Genomic DNA, 23,897 nt, shown 5'->3' with positions numbered 1-23,897 from the left:
TGATGAATATCCTTACGTTACGGAAGATGGTGTCATAAAACTATTACATTTACTAGAGGAAAAACTGCATTTGGACGCGACATCGGACATAGGTACTTTAGAGTTTTCGGGAGATTGCGAAGAAAATATTCGCGTCAATACGAGAACTCGTGAACTATATTACAAGATAAAGGACGAAAGAAACCAAGCGCGTGCAGAAGAACGTACTGTATCGCCTCAAGAGGTTTTGAAAGTCTCCAGTAACTGGGAGAACGTAAACAATCTTGGATTGCAGATTATATATTCGGAAAGCCTCGATGTTGAGATCTTGGCCTGGCTGATGGAAGCAAAGCTGAGGCTCGAGGGCTTCGCTGGTTTGCGTCAGGTTTACGAGATATGCGAGCATATTTTTCACAACCATTGGGAAAATATTTATTCGATCGACGACGATAGCGAGGAAGACAAGTTTGCTCCCTTTGCCGGATTAAACGGTATCGGGAGCGAGGGCTCACTCGTTCAACCGTTGCGGCTCACGTCCCTCGTTCCGGGAAAAAAGTTTGGCGAAAACAGCCTGTGGGACTTTCAGCTTGCTCAGCGACCAAATGAAACGGCGCTTAAAGAAGAGCTTTATCGGGCCGCCACGGAAGCAGGGAGCACCGCGATGACGGCTCATCTTGCGGAGGTAAATGGCTGCCTTTCGGTCTTCGACCGGTTGATGCGGCTTTTGACGGAGCGTTGTGGTCAGTACGCGCCGCCAAGCTCTAATATCCGCAATGTGCTGATCGAAGCGGCAGCCGCTATCCGTGCTCTTGGTGGCCGCGATGCAGATCAAACCCAGATCGATGGGACGGAGCCCGCGGCAATCAACGACGATGCATCCGCCCCCATCGCAACACGCCCCTCGCCTTCTCTCAACCCAGAGGGCATTGGGTCTCGCGATGAGGCGTTTGAAACTCTTCTTATGGTTGCGCGTTATTTCCGTCGAACTGAACCGCATTCACCAATTTCGTTGGCAATCGAGACATTGGTTCGCAGGGGGCGCATGGATTTTTCAGAACTGCTCGCCGAACTTCTTCCCGAAGCTCAGGCCCGCAATGCTGTTCTCACCGCAGCAGGCATCAAGCCTGGCGGTGAGAGCAATGGGAACCAATGAACCGGGTACAGATGCTGTGCTCTTCTCAATCAACCATGCGGATACGCATGAAGGAGGTCTAGATGGCAAGTGTTCATGAAAAGCTGGAGCGAGTTCGTAAGCCGCGCGTCCACATCAAATATGAGGTGGAAACGGAAGGCGCCATGGTGGTCAAGGAGTTGCCCTTCGTCGTGGGTGTCCTCGGCGATTTTTCGGGCAATCCCACTCAGCCACTCAAACCTTTTGGCGAGCGCAAGTTCGTCCAGGTCGATCGGGATAATTTCGACGAGGTGATGCGTCGCATGACGCCCGGCCTGAATATCTCGGTTCCCAACACATTGGAGAAGGATGGTAGCGACATTCAGGTCAATCTGAAGTTCGAAAGCATGGAAGACTTCGAACCCGGCTCCATTGTTCAACAGGTGCCGGCACTAAAGGCGCTTCTGGATGCCAGAAACGAACTTCGCGATCTCCTGTCAAAGGCCGATCGCTCCGAAGATCTTGAGCGCATGCTGGAAGACATCCTGCAGAACAAGACAGACCTGGCAAAGCTGGTTTCGGAACTGAAGGAAAAGAACGGTGCTGCTGAGTAATCGCGCGCCATCAGAATTTTCGAACAGCCCCACGACCGGGGATTTGAACGGTTCAAGCGGCGGCATCGGCCGCAAGTGGAAGGATTGAGATATGAGCGCCGAAAGCCTGCTGAAAAACGAAACACAGGCCACAACCGCCGAAGACCACGGACTGCTGTCCAAAGTCGTTGCCGCCACCAGGCAAACCGAACCGGACCGCGCGCAAAATCTGCTGCGCACACTGACCGACCAAGCCTTGAAGGGAACGGTCAAATACGACCGCAATCTGACGGTCACGCTAAATCACGCGATTGCCGAACTCGACAAAACAATTTCGGAGCAATTAGCGGCGATCATGCAGGCACCGGAATTCGCCAAACTGGAGGGCACTTGGCGCGGGCTGAACTACCTGGTCAAGAATTCCGAGACGAGCGTAAATCTCAAGATCCGCGTGATGAATGCCGGTAAACGGGAAATCTCCCGGGACCTGGAAAAGGCAGTGGAGTTTGATCAGTCGCGCCTCTTCAAATCGATCTATGAAGACGAGTTCGGTACGCCGGGCGGCGAGCCGATCGGCGCTATCATCGGCGACTACGAGTTTGACAACTCCTTTGATGATGTCCAAACGCTTCAAGGTGTGTCCGCCATTGCGGCCGCGGCATTCGCGCCTTTCATCTCGGCCGCGAGCCCGCGAATGTTCGGCTTCGAGGACTATCGCGATCTCGCGCGTCCACGTGATCTGGAAAAGATTTTCGACACAGTGGAATATGCAAAATGGCGCAGCTTCCGTGAAAGCGACGATTCCCGCTTCGTGACGCTCGCCCTGCCCCGCGTGCTGGCGCGCATGCCCTATGGCCCAAAGACTAACCCGGTTGACGAGTTCAACTACGACGAAACAAGAGGAGCGCCGAATGGCGACCTGAAACACGACGAATATTGCTGGATGAATGCCGCTTACGTCATGGGGACCAAGCTGACCGATGCTTTTGCCAAGCATGGCTGGTGCACGGCGATCCGCGGTGCGGAAAATGGCGGCAAGGTTGAAAATCTGCCCATGCATGTGTTCTCCAGTGATGACGGCGATCTGGACCTCAAATGCCCGACCGAAGTAGGCATTACCGACCGTCGCGATGCCGAACTGGGCAAGCTCGGCTTCCTGCCGCTCTGCCACTACAAGAACACCGATTATGCCGTGTTCTTTGGCGCCCAGACGGCCCATAAGCCGAAGCTTTACGACCGGCCGGAGGCAACTGCCAATGCCGCCGTGTCGGCTCGTCTGCCCTATATCATGGCGACCTCTCGTTTCGCCCATTATCTCAAGGTCATGGGTCGCGACAAGATCGGCTCCTTCATGGAAGCTTCCGATTGTGAAGTCTGGCTCAATCGCTGGATTTCCAATTACGTCAATGCCAACGAGCAGGCGGGCGAGGAGAGCCGTGCCAAATATCCGCTGCGTGAGGCAAAGGTGACCGTTCAGGAAGTTCCAGGCAAACCGGGTGCCTATAACGCGGTGGCGTGGATGCGCCCATGGTTGCAGATGGAAGAACTCACGACCTCGCTTCGCATGGTCGCCCGCATTCCGTCCAAGAACTGAACCAGGCTGGACATATGCCTGCCATATGTCCACAGCATTCCTCGGAGCGTTGCTCATGGCGCCAAGGTCCTTCACGGACACCCGCAGTCTGATCGATCAGCTCATCGCCTTTATTGACGAGGCGCTGAACGAGCAGGTCAATGCGATTTTGCACCATCGCGAGTTCCAAGCGATGGAAGCCAGATGGCGCGGGCTTGCCATGATCGTGCGTGAGGCATCGCGCAGCGATGAGGTAAAGGTCAAGCTGTTGAATGCCAGCTGGAGGGAGCTTGCCCGCAATCTCGAAAAGGCAACCGACTTCGACCAGAGCCAGTTGTTCGAGATCGTCTACAACCGGGAATTCGGCATGCCGGGTGGCGAGCCGATCGGCCTGTTGATCGGAGATTACGCCTTCTCGCCGGATACCAGGGACGGTGTCGACTGCGTGACGGCACTTTCGCAGATCGGCATGGTCGCAGCCGCTGCCTTCTGCCCCTTCATCGCCGCCGCTTCTCCCGAAGCCGTCGGATTGCAGGATTTCTCAGAGATGAGCAGGGTCCATGATTTTTCCTGGCTTCGACAGGAAAAATCCCGGCTGAGGTGGAACGCGCTGCGTGCCCGTGACGACTCCCGCTTCATCGGCCTCGTCGCCCCGCGCATTCTGTTGCGATCGCCCTATCGGCCTTTTTCGCGACGCCGCAGCGATCCCTTCCCGTTCCAGGAACAAATCGCCGAGGACGGCGCGACACTTCTGTGGGGCAATCCAGCCTTCGCCTTCGGCACGGTCGTCGTGCGAAACTTCATCGATAGCGGCTGGTTTGCCGACATACGTGGTGTCACGCAGGACACGGTTGATGGAGGAATGCTATCCCCCTACCAACTGCCACCGCTCGACTTCGGGCTGGAAAGCAATGGGCTCTCCGCGCAGCCACCGGTCGAGGTGCAACTGTCGACGGGCCAGGAGCAGCAATTTTCCGATCTCGGACTCGTCCCGATCTCCACCACGTATTTGTCCAGCGTGGCAATCTTCAATGCCAACCAATCGCTGCATGCGCCAGGGCATTACTCAAGCGAAAGCGCACGACAGAACGCCCGCATTGCCGCCATGCTGCAATATGTGCTCTGTGCCTCCCGCTTCTCGCATTATCTCAAAGTCATCATGCGTGACGATATCGGTCAACTTAGCGACGCAACCGCGATCGAACGCAAACTCGAAACCTGGCTGTCATCCTACACGCTCGGAAACGATGATGCTGAGGTGGCGCTGAGAACACGTTACCCACTTCGCTCGGCTGGCATCAGCGTCTTCGAGATCCCCGGCAAACCCGGAAGTTTCTCCTGTACCGTGCGTATCCAGCCGCACTTCCAGCTGGATGATGTTTCCACCAGCTTCCATCTGATCGCCGAGACGGCGGTACCGTCTGCGTCCCCATCGTGGACACCGGCCGAGCCTAAGAGGATCTCCGCATGACATTGCGCGCCGACATTTCCGATCTTCTTGACGAGAACCAGGTCGCGACCGCCCTTGAACTCGCGAGGGATAAGGTCAAATCGTCACCGTCCGACAAGGAGGCCAGACACCTCTACATCGATCTTTTAATTCTGGTCCGCGATTACGAAAAGGCCGACGCGCAGTGTAACCTGGCTGCGACCTTCTCGCCGCAGGACAGTGTCGGATTTTCGCTGTTGCGCCAGCAGTTGCGCGCCATGGCGGCGCGGGAGGCGTGGTTCGAAAACGCCGCCGTACCGGAATTCCCTGGCGGACCAAGTGAACTCGATCAACTGGCGATTAAGGCGAATATCGCCGCACGTGAGAGCAACATTATCGAAGCCGCTGACGCCTTGAGCGAGCTGGATGAGAAACGAGGCGACGTATCGATCGTCGTCAATGGCAAAAAGGCCAGTGATATCCGTGACCTTGACGATCGTGTTCCGCATGCACTTGAAGTTCTGACCAATGGCGGCAGGTATCTGTGGATCGGGTTTGACCGCATTGAAACTCTCACGATCGGGCCGATGACGCGTCCGCGCGACCTCGCTTATCGCGATGGCGAGCTGACGCTCAAGGATGGAGCCGTGGCATCGGTGCTTTTGCCCGCGATCTATCACGGGGCGGACAAGGCGGCTGTTCTGCTGCTTGGCCGAGAGACACGCTGGGACGAGGAAAGCAGCCCACTTGTCACGGGTGAGGGTCAGAGATGCCTGTTGATCGGCGACGACCTCGTGCCATTCCACGAAATCACAAGAATTTCCGCGGCACGCCAGTCAAGTGAAAGGAAATCCGCGCGTGGTTGATCCGCTGGAGCAATATCGGCCGAAGCAGAGAACCCTATCTCGCTCCGTGCTGGACAGGCTGCTGGACGATGCGCCCGACATGGAGGCCGATCCGCTTGTCAGCCTCTCGGATCAAGTCAGGGAGATGCGTGAAGTGATACGCCGCGACCTTGAGGCACTTCTCAACACCCGCCGAAGTCCCTCGGGCCCACCGGGCGCGCTTAAAGAACTTAATGATGCGCTGGTTTCCTATGGCATGGACGGCGTCTTGTCGGCGAATCTTGTGACGGATGCGTCCAAGGATAAGCTTGCGCAAAGCATCGAGCGTCGCATTTCCATGTTCGAGACCCGCCTCTCCGATGTACGGGTTACGATCCTAAAGAACCGTATGGAGGGCGAGCGCGCCTTGCGCATGAGGATCCAGGCGACGTTTCGGCTGCATGAGGGGATGCCTCCAATCAGCTTTGAATCGAAAATCGATCCATCGACACAGCGTTTCCTCGTGGAGACCACCAATGGCTGATGGTTTTCTCGACAAATACAACGATGAGCTCTACGCACTGAGAAAGCGGGCATCACGCTTTGCGGCGGCCTTTCCCAAAATCGCCGGACGGCTGCGCATGACAGGAGATGTCGCCGACGATCCCCATGTCGAGCGTTTGATCCAAAGCTTTGCCTATTCCGCCGCGCGCGTGCGCCAAAAGCTGGATGATGAATTTCCTGAGCTTTCCGACAGTCTGCTCGAAACGCTTTACCCCCATTATTTGGCGCCGCTGCCGTCCATGAGCGTCGTACAGTTCGAGCCAGGCGCTACACTTGCGACGGTTCAGAGGCTCGCGCGCCATAGTGAGATTCTGGCAGAGCCCATTAATGGCGAAAGCTGCCGCTTCCGCACCACGCAGGATGTTGAAATCACGCCTCTTGCCATCTCTGGAGCAACGCTTTCCGGCCAACCTATCGATGCGCCGTTTTCAACCGCGTCGGCAGGTGCAGCGAGCTGCTTGCGGATCTCACTGCGTACCACCTCTCCGAGGCCCTCTACATTTCAGGAAATGGGGCTCGCGAAGCTACAACTGTTCATTTCCTCGGCTTGGCAACAAGCGACAGCGCTCTATGAATTGCTCGCCAATAATTGCGTCGGAATGGCGCTGGCACGCCATGCGGATGATCCGCAGGCGGTTTTCCTTCCTGCGAACAATCTAAAACCTTCCGGCTTTGCGCGCGACCAAGCCATGCTGCCCTATCCCCCAAACAGCTTTGATGGTTACCGTCTCCTCACGGAATTCTTTGCGCTACCGCAAAAGTTCCTTTTCATAGACATTGACGGGCTCGACCGCTGGCCCGGTGGCGACTGCGAGCTCTACATCTATTTGAAGACCGCAGATGCTAGGCTTGAACGCATGGTCTCGGCCAAGGATCTGGTGCTGAACGCATCGCCAGTCATCAATCTCTTTCAGCAAAGCTGTGAGCCTTTGAGCCTGGACGGTACGAGGACGGAGTATCGGCTCTTGCCGGACGCGCGCCGTCAGCGCACGCGCGAAATCTACTCGGTCGAGAATGTTCAACTCACAACCCGCGACGGGCAGGTCGAGAAGACATCACCGTTCTTTGGCCGCACGCAGAAAAGCAACGGTTCGAATGTCTTCTGGCAAACCTACCGCCGTTTCGATGAGGATGATGCTTCTTCCGACACCGATATTGCCTTTGTCGACGAGAAGCGCGGACCGCTAGGGCCAATCGATATTGTCGCCAGTGTCGATACGCTGTGCATCAACCGCGAACTGCCGAGCCAGTTGCCCTTCGGCGGCGGACACCCCTACTTGCAACTCTCTGCAGGTAACGAGGCAGTTCAGTCGATCCATGCGCTGATGCCGCCGACACCCGCCATCCGCATGAACGAGCGGACCGCTCGCGAATGGCGCCTGATCTCTCACCTCCTGCTGAACCACCTCTCTCTGTTCGACAATGGCGGTGCGCCGCTAAAAGACATTCTGTCGCTCTATGCCTTTCGGGATTCGCCCGAAACCCGTCAGCTGGTCGATTCAATTTCCAACGTCGAGGCGCAAAATTCCCACGCGCGACTTGGTTCCGCTATGGTGCCCGGAACGGATGTCACGGTGGAGTTTGATCCATCGCTGATCGACAGGGCAGCAGCCTATGTCTTTGCCAATGTTCTTAACCATTTCTTTGGCCTCTATACCTCCATCAACAGCTTCACGCGCCTGACCGTGACCATGCGTGGCCATTCCGAGCCGATTGCCCGATGGCCTGCGCGGGCGGCAGATCGCCCGCTGCTTTAGGAGAGCCCGTGCAAACCCAAGCTGAAAGCCTCAAGCAAAAACAGGAAGCGCTCCTCAGCCGCGATCCCGGTCGTTTCGATCCACCCACGGCGTTTCGTGTGGCACAGCACATCGCCGACGGCGATAAACTGACTGTCGGCGCGCACGGCGGGACGAGCCCGATCACGGCTTTCGTCGGTGGCTTCCGCAAAAAGGGTGCGGATGCGGACCTGCGCTCCGCACTTGCTCCTATCGTCGGACCGCTCGGCTCATTGCCTCCGGCCTATAACGAACTCCTTCAGCGAGAAGAGCGCAATCGCTCCAAGGCGCTTGCAAGCTTCTTCAACCTGTTTGCTACCCGTTTCAGTGAACTCTTTGTTTCTGCGACGGAAAAATACCGGCTGGCACGCGGACTTCGCTGGTCGGACAATCACAAAGCAAATGCATTTCGCAGGACGCTACTGTCCCTGACGGGCTTCGGCACAATGGGTACTGCACAAAAAGCCGGCGTGAAGCAGGATGTGCTGCTTCGCTTCAGCGGCCTGCTTGCTAACCGCACCAGAAATGCAACGGGGCTGACCTCGATGCTTTGTGAGTTCACGGGGCTACCTGTTAAGGTCAAACAGTTCCGGCGCCGGTGGGTATCGATTCCAGGCCATGAGCAGAGCCAGTTGGGCCAGCACGGCGGGCTCCTTTTGGGGCAGAACACGACAGCCGGAAGCAGCATTGAGGACTTTGCCGGTGGTTTCCGGATCGTCATCGGGCCGGTCGGCTACGCCGATTATCTGGCGCTATCGCCCGGCTCCCACCGTCTCTCGGAAATCTTCGCGTTGACGCGGCTTTTCACCGGCAGCGCACTCGAGTTCGATGTGCAGGTGATCCTGAGAAAAGAAGATATCCCCTTTTGTCAGCTCGGCCAGACAGAGACGCCCGCACGGCTTGGCTGGAATAGCTGGGCGCGCATAGCGCCTGCGGACAAAGACAGCGCAGATGCGATCGTGACCGAACGCGAGGGTATTGCGCTCCATCGTTTGGGGGCTAAAGCATGAAACTGGTGCTGAAGGAAAAGCAACCGGATGGCCGCTTCCAGCCGTCGCGCTGGAGTTTCGAACACGGCAAGCGCATGCTCGGCCGATCCAACGACTGCGACTGGCAAATCGTTGATGGCGAACGGCGCGTCTCCAAGCTTCACTGCACCCTGATGCGCGAGGGGCAGCGCTTCTCCATCATCGATCAGAGCGCGAATGGCACAATGGTCGATGGTCGATTGCTGCTCGAAGGCCAATCGGCGCCCTTAAACAACGGCTCGCGGATCGATATCGGCAGCCAAACCTTCGAAGTCGCCATTATGGGCGAACCGGACATGGATTTCGGCGATCCTGACCAGGCGTTGAGGGTCAGCGACGAACAATTGACGATCTCCGCCATTCTTTCCGATATCGCGCCGGCGGGGCGCTCGGCCAGCGGAGTGCTTGGTAACGCTATCGCCAATGACGACTGGCAGGATGACATCAATCACAGCGTCCCCAAAAAGGGGAAATCGATCTCCCGCAATGTGGAGATCGGCTGGAGCGGGCCGCCCTCGTCTACGGGCATTGGAGCCATCCTGCCGGACGATTGGAATGAAGCGCCGGCGGAAAGCAGCAGGCACGAGCATACGGATGCCCTGAACACTCCGGTGAAGGTTTCACGGCCCGTCACCCAAGAGCGTGACGACTTCGACACCATTTTTACCGAGCCTGATCAGGTGCTCTGTGCCGAACCCGTGGAGTCCGTTGCCTTACCGTCAGACAGCGGTCTCACTGAACTCATCTCACAACTGGAGCTGGCGTGTGCAGACAGCCTCGCAGCCCTCGGCATTGAGGATGAGCTGGATGGCCACGTGGAACATACCAGTGTGGCTGCACGGCTCGAGACACTGGTGCGACAACAGAGACTTCTTTCAACCTCACTGGACAATCTGATGCGTGTCTCCACGCAAAGGCTGGAACCGAGATTGGTGGAGGCGAAAGCCGATCTCGGCAATGATCTACGCTCGAAGATCGAGCGCAAAGACTGGCGAGGCATTCTTTCCGGGCCAGACTATTGGGCCTTTTACAAAAAGCAATTCGAAGAAAACGGACGCCAGTTGTCGGTCCGGCAATTCCTACAGCGCGCCGCGCTTGGAGAGGCCATGGAGCTGGACGATACGACGAGCAAAAAATCACAGTATCAGGGGGTGAGCAAGCAAGATGAGGCATGAGAACCGCGTTGCCTGGAGCGAAGGAATGTTCCTTCGCGTTCAACACTTCCAGCAGTCCGATCGCTGGACCGAGCGATTGGTGCGCAACACGACGCGCAACCTTTCAGCCTATCCCTGGGGCGTCGCGGAAGTCGGCGTGGACCGCAGCGCGCTTGCGATCGGCCAGTTCGCGCTTTCGAATATTCGAGGGATACTACCTGACGGCACACCATTCGAAGCTCCGGGAGATACCGACCTTCCTCCTCCCCTGGAATTGGACGAGACGGTCAAGAACGCCACCCTTTACCTCGCGCTTCCGGCCCGCCGACCTGGTAAGGCCGATATGTCGTCGATTCCGAGGCCTGAGACCAACAGTGTTCGTTTCGTCGCCTCGAGCTACGAGGCGACGGACGCCAATGTGGATACCGATTTCGTCGCGCCGATCGATGTCGGTCGCCTCAGCCTGAAATTCCTCAAGACCGGCGACGATGTCTCCGGCTATGATCTGATAGGACTGGCGCGCGTCATCGAAGTGCGATCCGATCTTGCCGTCATTCTTGATCCAGATTTTATCCCGCCTAGCCTCAATTGCGCAGCGTCATCCCGCCTGAATGAGTTGATGACGGAGCTTCTCGGCATCGTTCGCCATCGCGCCCAGGCAATCTCCGAACGGATCGGCGACCCAACGATCCGTGGCACAGCGGAAGTCGGCGATTACTTTCTACTGCAAATCCTGAATCGCGCCGATCCGCTGCTGGCCCATCTTGCGGCTAACGCCACGCGTATGCATCCGATCCGCTTCTACGAAGAGTGCCTCCAGCTCGCCGGCGAGCTTGCCACCTTCACAACGGAGAAGAAGCGCGCCACGGATTTTCTGCCCTACCGCCATGACGATCTGAAAGCCAGTTTTGCCGCTGTCTTCGATGACCTGCGAGCATCGCTCTCTGCGGTACTCGAACAGGCCGCCGTCGCAATCGAGCTCGTCGAGCGTCGCCATGGCGTACGGGTTGGAACGATCCACGACCGCGGGCTTCTCCGCGATGCAGGCTTCGTGCTTGCGGTGCGGGCCGACATGCCAGCAGAAGACATTCGCCGCCGGCTGCCAGCGCAGATCAAGGTCGGGCCGGTCGAGCGGATCTCGGAGCTGGTCAATGTTGCGCTGCCCGGTATTCCGGTGCGCTCGCTGCCGGTCCTGCCACGCCAGCTCCCTTATCGCTCCGGTACCATCTATTTCGAAATCGATACCAAGGCACCCTTGTGGAAACAACTCGAGACATCCGGCGCAATCGCTCTGCATCTGGCAGGCGATTTCCCCGGACTTGAGATGGAAATGTGGGCGTTACGCGAATGAGTGACCAAAAGTCCTCCTCATGGCAGGATCTGCCAACGGTGGTGGAAATCACCGAGGAAAGCCGTCAACGCAATCAGAATTCCCGCAATATGGCGGCGTTGCTTGACGACATCATCGAGCCCACCGACCCGGCCGAGCGACCGCACGGCGAAAAGGGCGCATTGCCGATCGATTCTCTGCTGTCGAACTTCCGTTTCGGCGGAGAGGAGGTGCCGACGCTGGTGCAATCTGCCGCGCCACTCCTCAACCTCGCCCACGTGCTTCGTTTCAGCGATGTGCAGCCCGATCCGGACCATCTTCGTCGCGCTTGCCTCGAAGCCATTACGCGCTATGAACGCGACCTTGCGTCTGCTCGGATCAGCCCTGAGCGTGCCAGAGCCGCCCACTATGTCGTCTGCGCCACTGTGGACGACGTGATCCTCAGCAAGCCCTGGGGTGTCAGGGCTGGTTGGGCGCGCTCAGGCCTCGTCTCCACCTTCCACAACGACGTGACGGGCGGCGATCGGGTCTTCGATATTCTGGATCACTTCCATCAGTCGCCTGGCGCCAACAAGGACCTGCTGCTGCTGATCTATCTGTGCCTTTCGCTTGCATTCGAAGGACGCACCCGTGTTTCTCCCAAAGGCGCACTGGAACTCGCCCGCATCCGTGACAGTCTCTATAAGACCCTGATCGGCCAATATGGCGTGTTCGAACGCGAACTTTCCCCCCACTGGCAGGGCGTAGAAGCGCGGCATACGCCCTTGAAAACCATGTCGGCGCTGTGGACCTTGCTTTCACTTTTGGCACTCGCCTTTGCACTTGGCTATCTCTTCTTCACGCTGTCACTCAACGACGCCTCCGATGCGACATTCGAGCGCCTTGCCAAGCTACCGCCAACCCAAACACCGAGCGTGCTGATTGCAGCACCGCCTGCCCCGCCCGAACCGCCTCAGGCTAAGGAGGAAGCACCGAAGGTCGCCGAAGCACCGCCAGTGATAAAGCCGCCTGAGCCAACTAGGCTACAAAAGCTGATGGAGTTCCTCGAGCCGGAAGTCCAGCAGAAGCTGGTGACGCTGGCCGAAGTGAACGGACGTCTGAGGGTTCGCATCAACAATTCCGGCCTCTTCGAGACGGGCAGCGCCGAGGTGAGCCCGAAGTTCCGCGATCTGATCCAGCGCATCGGCGGGGCATTGTCGGCCGAGAAATTCCGCGCCGTGGTCATCGGCTACACGGATAATGTGCCAATCAAAACCGTTCAGTTCCCGTCCAACTGGCACCTATCCGAAGCGCGCGCAAAAGCCGTCGGCGATCTTCTTGCCCAATTTACCGGCCCGGAAGCAATCCTGACCGAGGGACGCGCAGACAGCGATCCGATCGCGGACAACAATACGTCCGAGGGACGGGAGATGAACCGCCGCACTGAAATCATGGTGCTGACCAATCCAGACGAGAAACTGAGCGACGCCGGCATTCTCTCGCCAACCATCACCACGACACCGGGACAGCAGCCAGGAGCCCAGCAATGAATCCGCTGAGTTACTTTTATACAATCCGGGCTTATGTCGAAAGCTATGCCTCGCTCGTCGGGCGTCGCTTCATCTCGCTTCTGTGGGCCATTGCCCTTTGCGTCGTCATCTGGTTCTACGGCTATCTTGTCGCCTTCGGCAATTTCAAACCGTTCGGCACGACGCAGGCGCGGCTTATCGCCATCGGCGTCATTCTCCTCATCTGGGTCGTATATATCACCATTGCTCTGTTGCGCGCCCGCAAACAGGACAAGGAACTGATCGACAGTCTCGAGCAGGAGGCGTTGGCCAATCGCAACGCAGAAGTCGGCGAAATCCAGACGCGGCTTAAGGAAGCGCTGGCGCTTCTACGCCGCATCACCAAAAAGCGCTTCGGCTATATCTACGATCTCCCTTGGTATGTGATCTTTGGTGCTCCGGGCTCAGGCAAGACCACAGCACTGACAAATTCCGGCCTGCAATTTCCCTTGGGTGACGCAATTGGAGAAAACGCGGTCCGGGGCGTTGGCGGAACGCGAAACTGCAATTGGTGGTTCTCCGACGAAGCGATCCTGATCGACACCGCCGGTCGCTATACGACGCAGGATGATCTGGATGGGTCTTCAAAAGCCGGCTGGGAGGGGTTCCTCAATCTGCTTCGTCGCTACCGCCGTTCGCAGCCGATCAACGGCGCATTGGTGACGCTATCGATCCACGATCTTCTGACCCGCGATCCGGAAGAACAGCGGCAGGAACTTCGTTCGCTGCGCCAGCGCCTGTCCGAGCTCGACGAATATCTCCATGCGCGCGTCCCTGTTTATCTCGTGCTGACCAAGGCCGACCTTCTGGATGGTTTCGTCGAATTCTTCGATGGCTTCAACAAGACTGACCGCCAGCAGGTATGGGGCACGACCTTCAAGCTGGACGAGAGCTACACGTCTCAGTCTCTGCCCCAACGCTTCCTGGAAGAATTCGAGCTTCTTCAACAGCGTGTGGATGCCATGCTCATCGAGCGGCTGCAGCAGGAGCAGAATACAGAGATCCGCGGGCGCATCTTCCGCTTCCCGGCAGAACTTGCCAAGTTGAAGGATCGCTTGCACGAGGCATTGACTGAACTTTGTGCCAGTTCCCCCCTCATCGAGGCACCGCTTCTGCGTGGCATCTATTTTGCTTCGGGCACCCAAGAAGAGACGGACATCGCAACGACGCGGACGCGACGAAGCTACTTCCTGTCACGCCTGTTCAAGGATGTTATCTTCCCGGAAGCAGCGCTCGTCATGCGCGACAAGCGCCTGTCGGGGCGCCAGCATCTGGTTCGGCGTCTGGCCTATGGTGCAGCAGCAATTGTCGCCGCGATCGTCTTTACTGGTTGGATCAGTACCTATTACTCAAACACCCAGGCGCTTGCCGAAGCGGATCAGAAGCTCGACACCTATGAACGGCTGGTGCAGGGCATTCCGGTGCGGGATGTGTCCGACGCGGATTTTCTGCGCATCATGCCCGCTTTGGACAATCTGCGGGATGCCAGCTCTGGCTTTTCCAAGGACCGTCTGTGGAATATCAGCTTTGGCCTCGATCAGAAGGACAAGATCGCCGGACGCCAGAGGGATGCCTATCAACGCGCCCTCAACGCCCTTCTTCTGCCGCGCATGATCGTGCAATTGCAGAAGCAGTTGGAGGACGAGAAGGATGTCACGCGAACATTCAATTCGCTGAAACTGTACGGCATGCTGGGCGGGATTGGCGGTCTGGATCGCGATTTCATGACGATGCAGGCTGAAGACATGTTTGCTTCTCTTTATCCTGGCGACGGGAGAGCGGCAGCGCGCGCCTCCCTTAATGATCATGCCCGCGCCCTCGCCAATGGGAATCTCGCTCCCATCGAACTCGATGCCCGATTGATTGCGAAGGCACGTGAGACGATCAAGGACCAGGGCGTCAGCGCACGTGCTTACGACATCCTCGCAGGCTTGCCGCAAGCGCGGGCTCTGCCGGAGTGGACACCAGCCGCAGCTTTCGGGCCGCTCGGAGAGCGCGCCTTCGAGCGCCGCAGCAAGACACCCATGGTGGACGGCATCGAAGGTCTGTTCACGGCGGATGGCTATCGCAATGTGGTAATCCCGCAAGTAGCCTATGCCTCGCGCGTGGCGCTCTCCGAAGCCTGGGTTCGAGGCTCGGATGACGCCGTGCGTGGCGCGACTGTGGAACAGGTGGCTGAGGCCGCGTTGCAGATCTACTTCGACCGTTTTGAAAAGCGCTGGGCGGATGTGCTCTCGGACATCCGGGTGAAGCCATCGCAAACGCTGGGTGATGCCGTGGAGACCACGCGGATTTTGGCAAACGACCGGAATATCGTCGTGGAGGCAGCCAAGTCCATTGCCGATGCAACCGATCTACGGCCGAATGCCGGCGCGAACCTTACCACGCTCGCCTCCACTGCCGATGGCGACGCAACGGCGACGATCCTTTCGGCGACGGTCAATGCCGTCGATCCCTATGCGCGGCTGCGGGATATGCTGGCTGAAAAATCTGCGGCCTCGGTAGCGGACGCACAGTCGGCAGAGAACAAGACAGCCGGTACTCCATCCGAACAACTTCTCGCCAATCTGAAGACACTCAACGAACAGCTGGCACGCTCTTCCACCACCTCGGACGAGGTGGCGAAGGTCTTCGATGTTGACAGTCAATTGACCAAGTCCAATCAGGACCTGCTGCAACAGGCGCGGCAACTGCCTGCCCCGCTAGACGTCTGGATCGCTGGCATCGCGGCAGATGTGGGATCACTTGCGGTGAAATCCGCACGCAGCCGCATCGCCGATCTTTGGGCTTCGGACTCTGCGTCGCTGTGCTCGTCGGTCGTTGCCGGACGATACCCATTTGACCGGGCATCCTCGAGAGATGTGGCGATGGCGGACTTTACCAGGCTTTTCGGACCGAAGGGTGTCTTCCAGACTTTCTTCAAGCAGCGGATGGAGCCCTTCGTCGACAAGACAACGGCGCCGTGGAGCTGGAAGGGCACCTTTGGCTCGGCGGGGATTCCAAGTGAAGCCATCGCCCAGTTCGAAAATGCCGACAAAATTTCTCGGGCATTTTTCCCGAATGGCAGCGAGGTGCCCGTGGTTTCGATCAATGTGAAGCCGGTCTCGCTCAGCGAGCAGTCCAGTGCTGTCATGCTGGAAATTGAAGGAGAGCGGGTGGTTTACTACCACGGTCCAATCCAGGCAAAATCGATCCACTGGCCTTCTCAGGAGAATTCCGCCAACCTGTCTCGCATCGCATTTCAGCCAGGCGGCTGGCAGCAGGCGAAGACCGAAAATGGCGATTGGTCTCCCTTCCGGCTGTTCGATGATGCGACAATCGAGCCCCAGACGGGCGACATCCTCCGGGCGCGCTTCGAAAATGAAGGGCAGACCGCGGAGTTCGACATTCAGTTCGGATCTGTCCTTAACCCCTTCAGGTTGGATGCGCTGTCGCAATTTTCCTGCCCGACGCAATTTTGACCAGAGGTGAGAAGACCAATCAAGGAGAGGAACTTCATGCGCAATGACGGCAACAACCGAAGACAGATCACGCCTGGCTGATGACTAAGCCAGATCCAAAGCCGGCCGTTGCGGCGTCGGACAGCGACCGTATCGGCTTTTTCGGCAAAGTACCAAGCCACGGAGATTTCATTTCCGAGGGCCTGGACCGTGAGTTCATAACAAGACTGGATGAGTGGCTAAGAGCTGGCATGCACGCATGCGCCGACCAATACGGTGCGCGTTGGTCCTCCGTTTTTTCCAACGCGCCGCCGACGCGATTTATCTCCGAAATCGGCGTGTGGGGCGATGCCGCCTATGTCGGCGTCTTGCTGCCGAGCCGGGACCGCGTCGGTCGAAGATATCCGCTGGTGGTTCTGGCGCAACTTACCAGATTTCGACTGCACCCAAGAACGCTTTATCTCGACGAAACCTGGTTCATGGCTGCAGAGGCTCTGGCTGAAACCTCGATGTCCGAGGATTTCGACATGAACCGCTTCACCACAGCGATAAAGCGGCTTCGCCTCCCCAAACCCAAGGAGGACGATGATGCTCCAGTTCCGACACACAACCGCGACAGACCGACGAGCCTCTGGTGGCAGATCGATGCGGAAACCCGCCGCCCGAAGGGCGTGAAACTGGACGGCAGGCCTGGCACGGCAGATTTCATCAAGCTTTTCCAGGATAACAAGCTTCCGCCAGAGCCTGCCCCTCACTCCGAAAAGCCGCAGCAAGTGGGCGCGGCCAAGTCCCCGACACTTGCGCCCAAAGCGCCGGTCGCTCTCCCGCTTGCAGCGAAACCTGTTACGTCGACCTCGATCATCTACAGCTATGCGACGCATTCCGGAACGAAACTGTCGGCCAACGCGGACTCACTCTTCGTATCCAGTCAACCTCCGCTCTTTGCCATCGCGGACGGCATAGGAGAAGGCCACGCGGCAGCCGAAGCAGCCCGGCTGACCGTAAACCTTCTTGCCGATGTGACAGCAGGCAGCGAGCATAGCGTCGATCCACAGACGATCAGAGGGAAACTCGGTACCGTCAACAGCCTCCTTCTGTCCCGACAGGTCGGCGAAGGCGCTTTGCGTCCGGGAGCAAGCGTAGTTGCGGCATCGATCTTCAATCAGACGATCACCGTCTTGTGGTCGGGCGATGCGCGAGCCTATCTTTTGAGGGATGGAACCATGCATCCGCTGACACGCGACCACGTGATTGTCGGAATGAAAAGAACTTTGGCGCAATATATCGGGCACTCGCAGCAATTCCGGCCCGACATGATTCGGGAAAACTGGGGGTGGAGCGACAGGTTACTGCTGTGCAGTTTTCCGCTCGTCCAGCAACTGAAGGAACGCGTGGTCGCTGAACTTCTCTCCGAAACGAAGATCGAGGACTGCGCCGAAGCGCTCATACAGGAAGCGCTGATCGAGACCGCAAGAGACAATATCAGCGCCATCGTGATTGGGCACGACCGTGTGCCGAGATAGCAGCAATGATCAGGGCCTGGTAGCGCAGCGTTATGCCGATCTCTGGCGCGCCATTCAGCAGGGGAACGAAGGCCTTCGCCCAACCCAGGACGCATTGGAATTGCTCGACCACGTCCGCAACGCGCTTGACCGAAACGCATCCACTCTCTACGCGCAAAACTTCGGCCGGATCGCAAACACCTTCCTTGTCGAGACGGTCACCTTCACGAGCGAACGCACAGAAGTCCTGCATTTGCGCCATATCGATCTCGGCACGTCGCACGCGCTCAAGACGCTGCGACCAACTTGTCGCGACGACATTGTTACTGCACAATCTCTGCGTCGAGAGGCAGAAATGGGACTGCGTTTCAGGCATCCCAACATTCTCGAGACATCAGCCTTGTTACGTCTAGAGGACGGCAGACCGGGATTGGTGATGCCATGGCGTCCGCTCACGCTTGCTTCTCTATCACAAGAGCAACTGCTCAATGAACAAGAAGCCTCGATGATCGTGAGAAGCGTTCTCCTTGCACTCGACACGATACATCGAGAGAGGCTTGTTCACTGCGACGTGACACCGAACAACATTTTCCTGCATGGAGAAGATTTCGAACAGTCGCTGCTTGGAGACTTCGGCATCGCCATTCCGATAGGATCCAGGCATCGAGATATCGGCATAAAGCGCGCGGGATCGCCAGAATTCTCCGCTCCCGAGCAGTTGCAAGGGGAGGAAGCCCATCCGTCTCACGATATCTATGCCATTGGAAAGCTGGCCGAAAAGCTCGCAAGCAAAATAAATGCGCCGAGGTCAATCTGGAGCGAATTGATAAAGCAATGCTGCCAGTTGCGTCCAGAAGACCGACCGCAAAGCGCTCGGGAGATTCTGGACATTATATCAGGCTAAAAGTCGGCGCTGTCGCCTTCCGGCTGGTTAGGCTAACGTGCTCAGTTAGCGCTTCCCGGCTGAGGCGCTGCTGCTGTCGGTACGCTCTTCTGGAACACCGTCAACAGCTTGGCGGCGTCAACAAGCGGCGCGTTGCTGGCATAGAGAACATCACCCTTCTGCATCTGGAACATCTGCATCAGCGCAATGCTGGAAGCGTCACGCATGTTCACACGGTAAATCACAGGGCGTTTCTGCGTTAGAATTTCGGCACGTTCCTTGGACGCGGTCGGACCGACCGAGCGGAGCGGCACCTCTTCAGTGCGGAAGACATAGACATTGCGCGAGTCGGCGCGATCATCAAGAAGACCACCTGCACGACCAACCGCCTGGGCAAGCGTCAACTTGCCGGTTTCAAATTGAAATTCGCCCGCACTCTTGAACGCGCCAAGTGCCGTAAAACTGGATGCGTCGCCGTCAATCATGATTTGATCGTCAGGCGACAAACGAACATTCTGTCGATCTTCACGCATCACCCGATCAAGGGTTGCGCTTGCTCTCTGCTGACCGCGAACGATCGTCACCGTCGCGGCCCCCGGCGCCACTGCCGGGCCACCCGCTTGGCTGATCGCATCGAGAACCCGTTCCTGTCGCGCCGTCAAAGCGATCTTGCCTGGTGTCTTGACCGCCCCGCTGACCATCACAGCACTTGTCGGCTTGTCGACGACTGTCACGACCGCCTGCGGATTAACGGCAGATCCCTTCAATCCTGCAACAACCTGGTTCTGCAGTCCCTCTGGCGTGGAGTCGATCACCCTCTGTCTACCCACGAATGGCAGATTGACGTTGCCACTTTGGTCTACGGTGAATCGACCAAGGTTGAGCGTCTTGCTCTGCGTGGACGAGAAAAGACCATCTTCGCCCGTATCGAGCACGGTGATATCGACGACGTCTCCGCGCCTCAGACGCTGAGCGTTATATCCTGTGTTCCGCAATGCTGCGAGACCGGGGCCAGCAGAGTAAGACATGATACTCGCGTTCGATGTCGAAGCAGGAGCATTCGCAAGATCGATGACCGCAATTTTCTCGTTGGTATTCGGGAGAGTTGCTGACCTAATGTTTCCTGCAGTGGGACCATCAGACGGTCTTGCACAAGCACTCAGCAAGGCCAAAAGAAGCACAGGAACGATCTTCTTCATCCATAATCCCCAACACAGAATCAGCTGCACGCAGGAATAGCATCAACGAATGAACCCGCAATAACTTTAAAGCCAAAAATTGAAAAATGCCGCTCAATCTCCGCTTTTATGTGTCGAACACGCAACCTCCGGGTCGTGCAATAACGGCGCCAGTTCTGCAAGCACTCTGTCCACGGCCCGCCCTTGTTCGTCCAGCCTCGCCAGTCATAATTTCCTTTGTCTTGCCGCTACCTGACCCGTTGCTCGATCGGCTTATCACCTTCGTGCCTTCGGGGACGCTGTTCTCCTGGGGCCGTATTTCCATCGCGCCAGGCCAGTCCGACAGATGACGATGATGCTATCATGAGCATTATGGAGAAGAGCAGCAAAGAAGCCCGTGGCATCGAGCACTCGACCTTCAGGCAGCGCGCTAAGCAAAATGGAGGCGACCAAGCCGATCGTAGGGCTACTTGTGTCCCGAAGCGTCCATGTTGATAGCGAAGTGAACGCCCATGCAACCAAGCCTCTTTTATGCTACAAATCATCCATGGCACTTATTACCCTTGCTGTATCCGGCTATCGTTCACTTCGCAGTCTTGTCCTTCCGCTCGAACGATTGAATGTGGTAACGGGCGCAAACGGAAGCGGAAAGTCGAGCCTATATCGTTCATTACGTCTGCTTGCGGACGTTGCTCAGGGTCAAGCAATTGCTTCCCTCGCCGCGGAGGGTGGTCTGCGATCGACCATGTGGGCAGGAGGATCAGGCTACTCAGTTGCAATGCGCTCAGAGCGGTCACCTATGCAAGGCAACATCGGCGGCGGTCCCGTTTCACTTCGTCTTGGCTTTGCGTCCGAGGACTACGGCTATGCGATCGATCTGGGTCTTCCTATCCCCGGTCCCGGCGCCAGCCGGGAGGAAGTGTCGCTGTTCGGGCACGATCCGGTCGTTAAGGCGGAAGCTGTCTGGGTCGGCGAGAGGCTGTCGAGGCACAATGCCATTGCCCGGAGAAGCAATGCCTCTGTTCTGGTGCAGGACAGAAATGGTCGCCTGCGACCTGTCGTCACTGACCTTGCGCCTTTTGAGAGCATGATGATGCGCGCCGCTGACCCGACGGATGCGGTCGAACTACTTCTTCTTCGCGAACGCATGCGGGCTTGGCGCTTTTACGACCACTTCCGGATTGATCGAGACGCTCCGGCGCGCAGTCCTCGGATCGGAACGCGCACGGTCGCGCTCGCGTCCGATGGTTCGGACCTGGCGCCAGCCATTCAGACCGTGCGGGAGATCGGCAATGGACCGGCGTTCGACGAAGCGATCGACGATGCCTTCGCTGGGTCGTCCGTCGAAATCGGTGCTGCCGACGGTCTGTTTCGTCTGTCTATGCGTCAACGGGGGCTTCTCCGCCCTCTCGATGCCTCAGAACTTTCGGACGGAACCTTGCGTTATATCGCACTGGCAACAGCCCTTCACACGCCGCGCCCTCCAGAACTGATGGTATTGAACGAGCCAGAAGGCAGCCTGCATCCGAGCTTGTTGGAACCACTTGCACGCATGATTGCATCGGCCAGCGAGCGCAGTCAGGTCATCGTCGTCAGCCATGCCAGGTCCCTGGTTGATGCGCTCTCCCACCATGGGGCGCAGATGCTGGCACTGGAGAAGGAAAACGGCGAAACGATCGTTGCGAACGTCGAGCCCCCAGCATGGACCTGGCCGGACCGTTGATCTGCGTGCACTTCTCCCACGGGCGAGAAAAATCAGAAGCAACCTTCACGTAACTTTTCAAAAAATCACTTTAAATTTCTGTCTTCGTTTGAGAAATTTTTGATATCGATTTTGGCGCACATATGCCCCTCCTCCATTCGAATGGCTGCAACCATTTCAATGGCGTCGTCTGGCGGAACAGGTGGCGAACAGAGGGCGAAAGACTGATTAATGCTGGGCCTTCTTGCTCATGTGTTGCAAGATGACGAAGAAGGCTGGTCGCACTGAATGCGGACCAGCCTTCGTTGTTGGAGTGACGAGATTACTCTTCGTCGTAGTCGCTTGCGGCGGCATTCACCGAGTCTTCAGCAAGTTCCGTGAGGCTCGCGTCAGCGGCTTTCTCCTGAGCGAGAATGTCATCAATGTGCTGCTTGGCCTCATCCATGCCAAGCGCGTCTGCGAAGGCGCGCATCGAACCATAACGGGTAATCTCGTAGTGCTCGATCGCCTGACAGCTGAAGATGATTGCTGCGTCTGCGGCAACACTCGAGCCAAAATCCTCCAAGAGGCTTTCACTCTCTTCCAGAATTCCGTCGATAGCGTCGCACTTTTCAGCCTTAGCGCGCTTGCCCAGGAGCTCAAAAATTGCCTCAAGCTTCTCAATCTGACCGGCAGTTTCTTCGCGATGAGACGTCAGTGCTTGCACCAGCTCAGGGTGATCCGCTGCCTTGATCATCTTTGGCAAAGACTTGTAGATCTTTTTCTCAGCGTAATAAATGTCGCCGAGCGCGTGCTCGAAAAGGTCAGAAAGACTTTTGTCGTCCTTCGCAGAAACGCTCGTCGCTTTCTTGGCGGCAGACTTGCTTGCCACAGCCTGTGCACGCTTCTTGCGCGCGTCGGAGCTCGCAGCAGCACTTTTGGTCCCAGAGGCGCGCGCGGTCTTTTTAGCGGCGGTTCTCGAAGACTTATTTTCCTTGCTAGATTTTTCGGCTGTCGCCATCTCGTTCTCTCCCTTTAGAGCCTTATAATAGGCGTGGGAGAACGAAAGCGATTGGGGGATGTTCCAGAGAACGACGAGGTTAATTTCTCACCATACGAAATCAATTTAGGGAGAATTTCACTGGCCGACAAACATGCGGCTCAACGCGTGTCGTCAGACCTCGCATGAGGGTATCAAAGTTTTCGTGTATCTGTCGGAATGAGGTCGGACGATAGATGAGGTGGGCAGATGATACCATCTGCCCACCTTGCGAAATCAGGCAAGAAACTCGATCAGGTCTTGGTTCAAGCGGTCAGGTACTGTCGCAAACAGGCCGTGGGGTTCTCCGTCATACTCGATGAGTTTTGCTCCGGCGATACCATTCGCAGCGGCCCGACCCGTTGGATCGATAGGAACTGTCTTGTCACCCGTACCGTGGATGACGAGCGTGGGGATTGTAAATGCTGCAAAATCGGGACGGAAGTCGGTCTTGGCAAAGGCGTCAACGCAATCGATTGTGGCCTTCGGGCTTGCCATCACTCCGAGAACGAAAGACCAGTCCAGGACTCCCTGGCTGACTGGGCTGGTCACCAGGCCGACACCATAAAAGGTCTTGGCAAAGCTTTGCAGGAAGTCGAACCTGTCTTTGCGAATGTCTTTTTTCATGCCTTCAAACACGCTGGCATCGACACCGTCAGGGTTGCTCTCGTCCTTTAGAAGATAGCCGGCAACGGACGCAACGAGGACGGCTTTCGACACTTTCGACGCGCCATGGCGAGAGAGATAACGGGCTATTTCGCCGCCACCCATGGAAAAGCCTACAAGGCTGACGTTTTGGAGTTCAAGGCCATCGATGACGGCGGCGAGGTCGTCGGCGAAGGTGTCGTATGTGTAGCCGCTCGCGGGATGTCCCGACTGGCCAAAACCACGACGATCATAGGTGATGACGCGAAAGCCCGATTCCAAAAGGGCAACGGTCTGGTACTCGAACATATCGCCGGTTAGCGGCCAACCGTGGATGAGGATTACCGGGCGACCTTGGCCCATATCCTTGACGTGCAGTTTAGTCCCATCTTTTGCTTCGATGAATGCCATTTGGTAACTCCCTTAATGGTGCACCGGTAAAGTCTGGCATGCCAATAGGGTTCCCTTGCTGCACCAGGTGAACACCATCTAACGGACGTTTAGGAATGATCCCCGCGGTTGCGTTTGCAGCCGCGCTGATCTGAAAGGCGAAGACGACGGCTCTCAAGCGTTTCTATCCAGACCCCCTGCTGAAACTTAATTTCAGCGAAAGGGACTGATA

General features: G+C 57.3%; 18 protein-coding genes and 1 pseudogene. 16 read left to right on the top strand and 3 right to left on the bottom strand.

Annotated features, from left to right (window positions below; genetic code table 11):
* Positions 1-70 precede the first annotated feature (70 nt).
* The 14 genes from tssA (at position 71) to PVA19_RS13190 (ending at position 18,753) form a co-directional block, all read left to right on the top strand.
* Positions 71-1,132 (top strand): type VI secretion system protein TssA, encoded by a 1,062-nt coding sequence (gene tssA / locus PVA19_RS13255; RefSeq protein WP_274102853.1) that lies wholly within the window; start codon positions 71-73, stop codon positions 1,130-1,132.
* A gap of 62 nt (positions 1,133-1,194) precedes the next feature.
* Entirely contained in the window at positions 1,195-1,704 is a 510-nt protein-coding gene (gene tssB, locus PVA19_RS13250) for a type VI secretion system contractile sheath small subunit (RefSeq protein ID WP_062426856.1), read from the top strand.
* A 91-nt stretch (positions 1,705-1,795) separates the two neighbouring features.
* The gene (gene tssC, locus PVA19_RS13245) at positions 1,796-3,277 is read left to right on the top strand and encodes a type VI secretion system contractile sheath large subunit (protein ID WP_062442626.1); all 1,482 of its coding nucleotides are present in this window, start codon (positions 1,796-1,798) and stop codon (positions 3,275-3,277) included.
* Between the two features lie 55 nt (positions 3,278-3,332).
* A complete protein-coding gene (gene tssC, locus PVA19_RS13240) occupies positions 3,333-4,727 on the top strand; it encodes a type VI secretion system contractile sheath large subunit (protein ID WP_274102852.1) in 1,395 nt (464 codons plus the stop codon).
* A complete protein-coding gene (locus PVA19_RS13235) occupies positions 4,724-5,551 on the top strand; it encodes a type VI secretion system accessory protein TagJ (protein WP_274102851.1) in 828 nt (275 codons plus the stop codon). The genes tssC (PVA19_RS13240) and PVA19_RS13235 overlap by 4 nt, the downstream gene beginning before the upstream one ends.
* Entirely contained in the window at positions 5,544-6,053 is a 510-nt protein-coding gene (tssE, locus tag PVA19_RS13230) for a type VI secretion system baseplate subunit TssE (RefSeq protein WP_062426852.1), read from the top strand. Before PVA19_RS13235 ends, tssE begins: the two co-directional genes overlap by 8 nt.
* Positions 6,046-7,830, top strand: coding sequence for a type VI secretion system baseplate subunit TssF (gene tssF / locus PVA19_RS13225; protein ID WP_274102849.1), 1,785 nt, complete (start codon positions 6,046-6,048; stop codon positions 7,828-7,830). The genes tssE and tssF overlap by 8 nt, the downstream gene beginning before the upstream one ends.
* Before the next feature lie 8 nt (positions 7,831-7,838).
* Positions 7,839-8,858, top strand: a complete 1,020-nt coding sequence (gene tssG / locus PVA19_RS13220) for a type VI secretion system baseplate subunit TssG (protein WP_274102848.1) — start codon at positions 7,839-7,841, stop codon at positions 8,856-8,858.
* Positions 8,855-10,051: an FHA domain-containing protein gene (locus tag PVA19_RS13215; protein ID WP_274102846.1), complete on the top strand. Its 1,197-nt coding sequence runs from the start codon at positions 8,855-8,857 to the stop codon at positions 10,049-10,051. Before tssG ends, PVA19_RS13215 begins: the two co-directional genes overlap by 4 nt.
* Complete coding sequence (gene tssK, locus PVA19_RS13210) at positions 10,041-11,381, top strand: type VI secretion system baseplate subunit TssK (RefSeq protein ID WP_274102845.1); 1,341 nt, start codon at positions 10,041-10,043, stop codon at positions 11,379-11,381. The genes PVA19_RS13215 and tssK overlap by 11 nt, the downstream gene beginning before the upstream one ends.
* The gene (tssL, locus tag PVA19_RS13205; RefSeq protein WP_062597846.1) at positions 11,378-12,889 is read left to right on the top strand and encodes a type VI secretion system protein TssL, long form; all 1,512 of its coding nucleotides are present in this window, start codon (positions 11,378-11,380) and stop codon (positions 12,887-12,889) included. Before tssK ends, tssL begins: the two co-directional genes overlap by 4 nt.
* Positions 12,886-16,368 carry a type VI secretion system membrane subunit TssM gene (tssM, locus tag PVA19_RS13200; RefSeq protein ID WP_274102843.1) on the top strand — a complete coding sequence of 1,161 codons (3,483 nt, stop codon included), beginning with the start codon at positions 12,886-12,888 and terminating at the stop codon, positions 16,366-16,368. The genes tssL and tssM overlap by 4 nt, the downstream gene beginning before the upstream one ends.
* An 80-nt stretch (positions 16,369-16,448) precedes the next feature.
* Positions 16,449-17,870: a type VI secretion system-associated protein TagF gene (gene tagF, locus PVA19_RS13195; protein ID WP_274102841.1), complete on the top strand. Its 1,422-nt coding sequence runs from the start codon at positions 16,449-16,451 to the stop codon at positions 17,868-17,870.
* The gene (locus PVA19_RS13190; protein ID WP_274102840.1) at positions 17,845-18,753 is read left to right on the top strand and encodes a protein kinase domain-containing protein; all 909 of its coding nucleotides are present in this window, start codon (positions 17,845-17,847) and stop codon (positions 18,751-18,753) included. Before tagF ends, PVA19_RS13190 begins: the two co-directional genes overlap by 26 nt.
* 41 nt (positions 18,754-18,794) lie before the next feature.
* Here PVA19_RS13190 and PVA19_RS13185 read toward each other — a convergent pair whose 3' ends face one another.
* A complete protein-coding gene (locus tag PVA19_RS13185; protein WP_113273353.1) occupies positions 18,795-19,931 on the bottom strand; it encodes a polysaccharide biosynthesis/export family protein in 1,137 nt (378 codons plus the stop codon).
* Positions 19,932-20,349: 418 nt separating this feature from the next.
* Here PVA19_RS13185 and PVA19_RS22360 point away from each other — a divergent pair.
* Together PVA19_RS22360 and PVA19_RS13180 are read left to right on the top strand one after the other, a co-directional pair.
* Positions 20,350-20,622, top strand: a pseudogene (locus tag PVA19_RS22360) (AAA family ATPase); the annotation flags it as partial.
* An 87-nt stretch (positions 20,623-20,709) separates the two neighbouring features.
* Positions 20,710-21,633, top strand: coding sequence for an AAA family ATPase (locus tag PVA19_RS13180; RefSeq protein ID WP_337993154.1), 924 nt, complete (start codon positions 20,710-20,712; stop codon positions 21,631-21,633).
* A gap of 301 nt (positions 21,634-21,934) precedes the next feature.
* Here PVA19_RS13180 and PVA19_RS13175 read toward each other — a convergent pair whose 3' ends face one another.
* Both PVA19_RS13175 and PVA19_RS13170 read right to left on the bottom strand, forming a co-directional pair.
* Positions 21,935-22,612 (bottom strand): YciE/YciF ferroxidase family protein, encoded by a 678-nt coding sequence (locus PVA19_RS13175; protein ID WP_082447398.1) that lies wholly within the window; start codon positions 22,610-22,612, stop codon positions 21,935-21,937.
* 255 nt (positions 22,613-22,867) lie between these two features.
* The gene (locus PVA19_RS13170) at positions 22,868-23,686 is read right to left on the bottom strand and encodes an alpha/beta fold hydrolase (protein WP_062426842.1); all 819 of its coding nucleotides are present in this window, start codon (positions 23,684-23,686) and stop codon (positions 22,868-22,870) included.
* Positions 23,687-23,897: the final 211 nt, after the last annotated feature.

It is taken from the genome of Agrobacterium sp. CNPSo 3708, assembly GCF_028674915.1.
In the GTDB taxonomy this organism is placed as follows: Bacteria; Pseudomonadota; Alphaproteobacteria; order Rhizobiales; family Rhizobiaceae; genus Agrobacterium; species Agrobacterium cavarae.
This window is presented reverse-complemented; position numbering and strand designations above follow the sequence as displayed.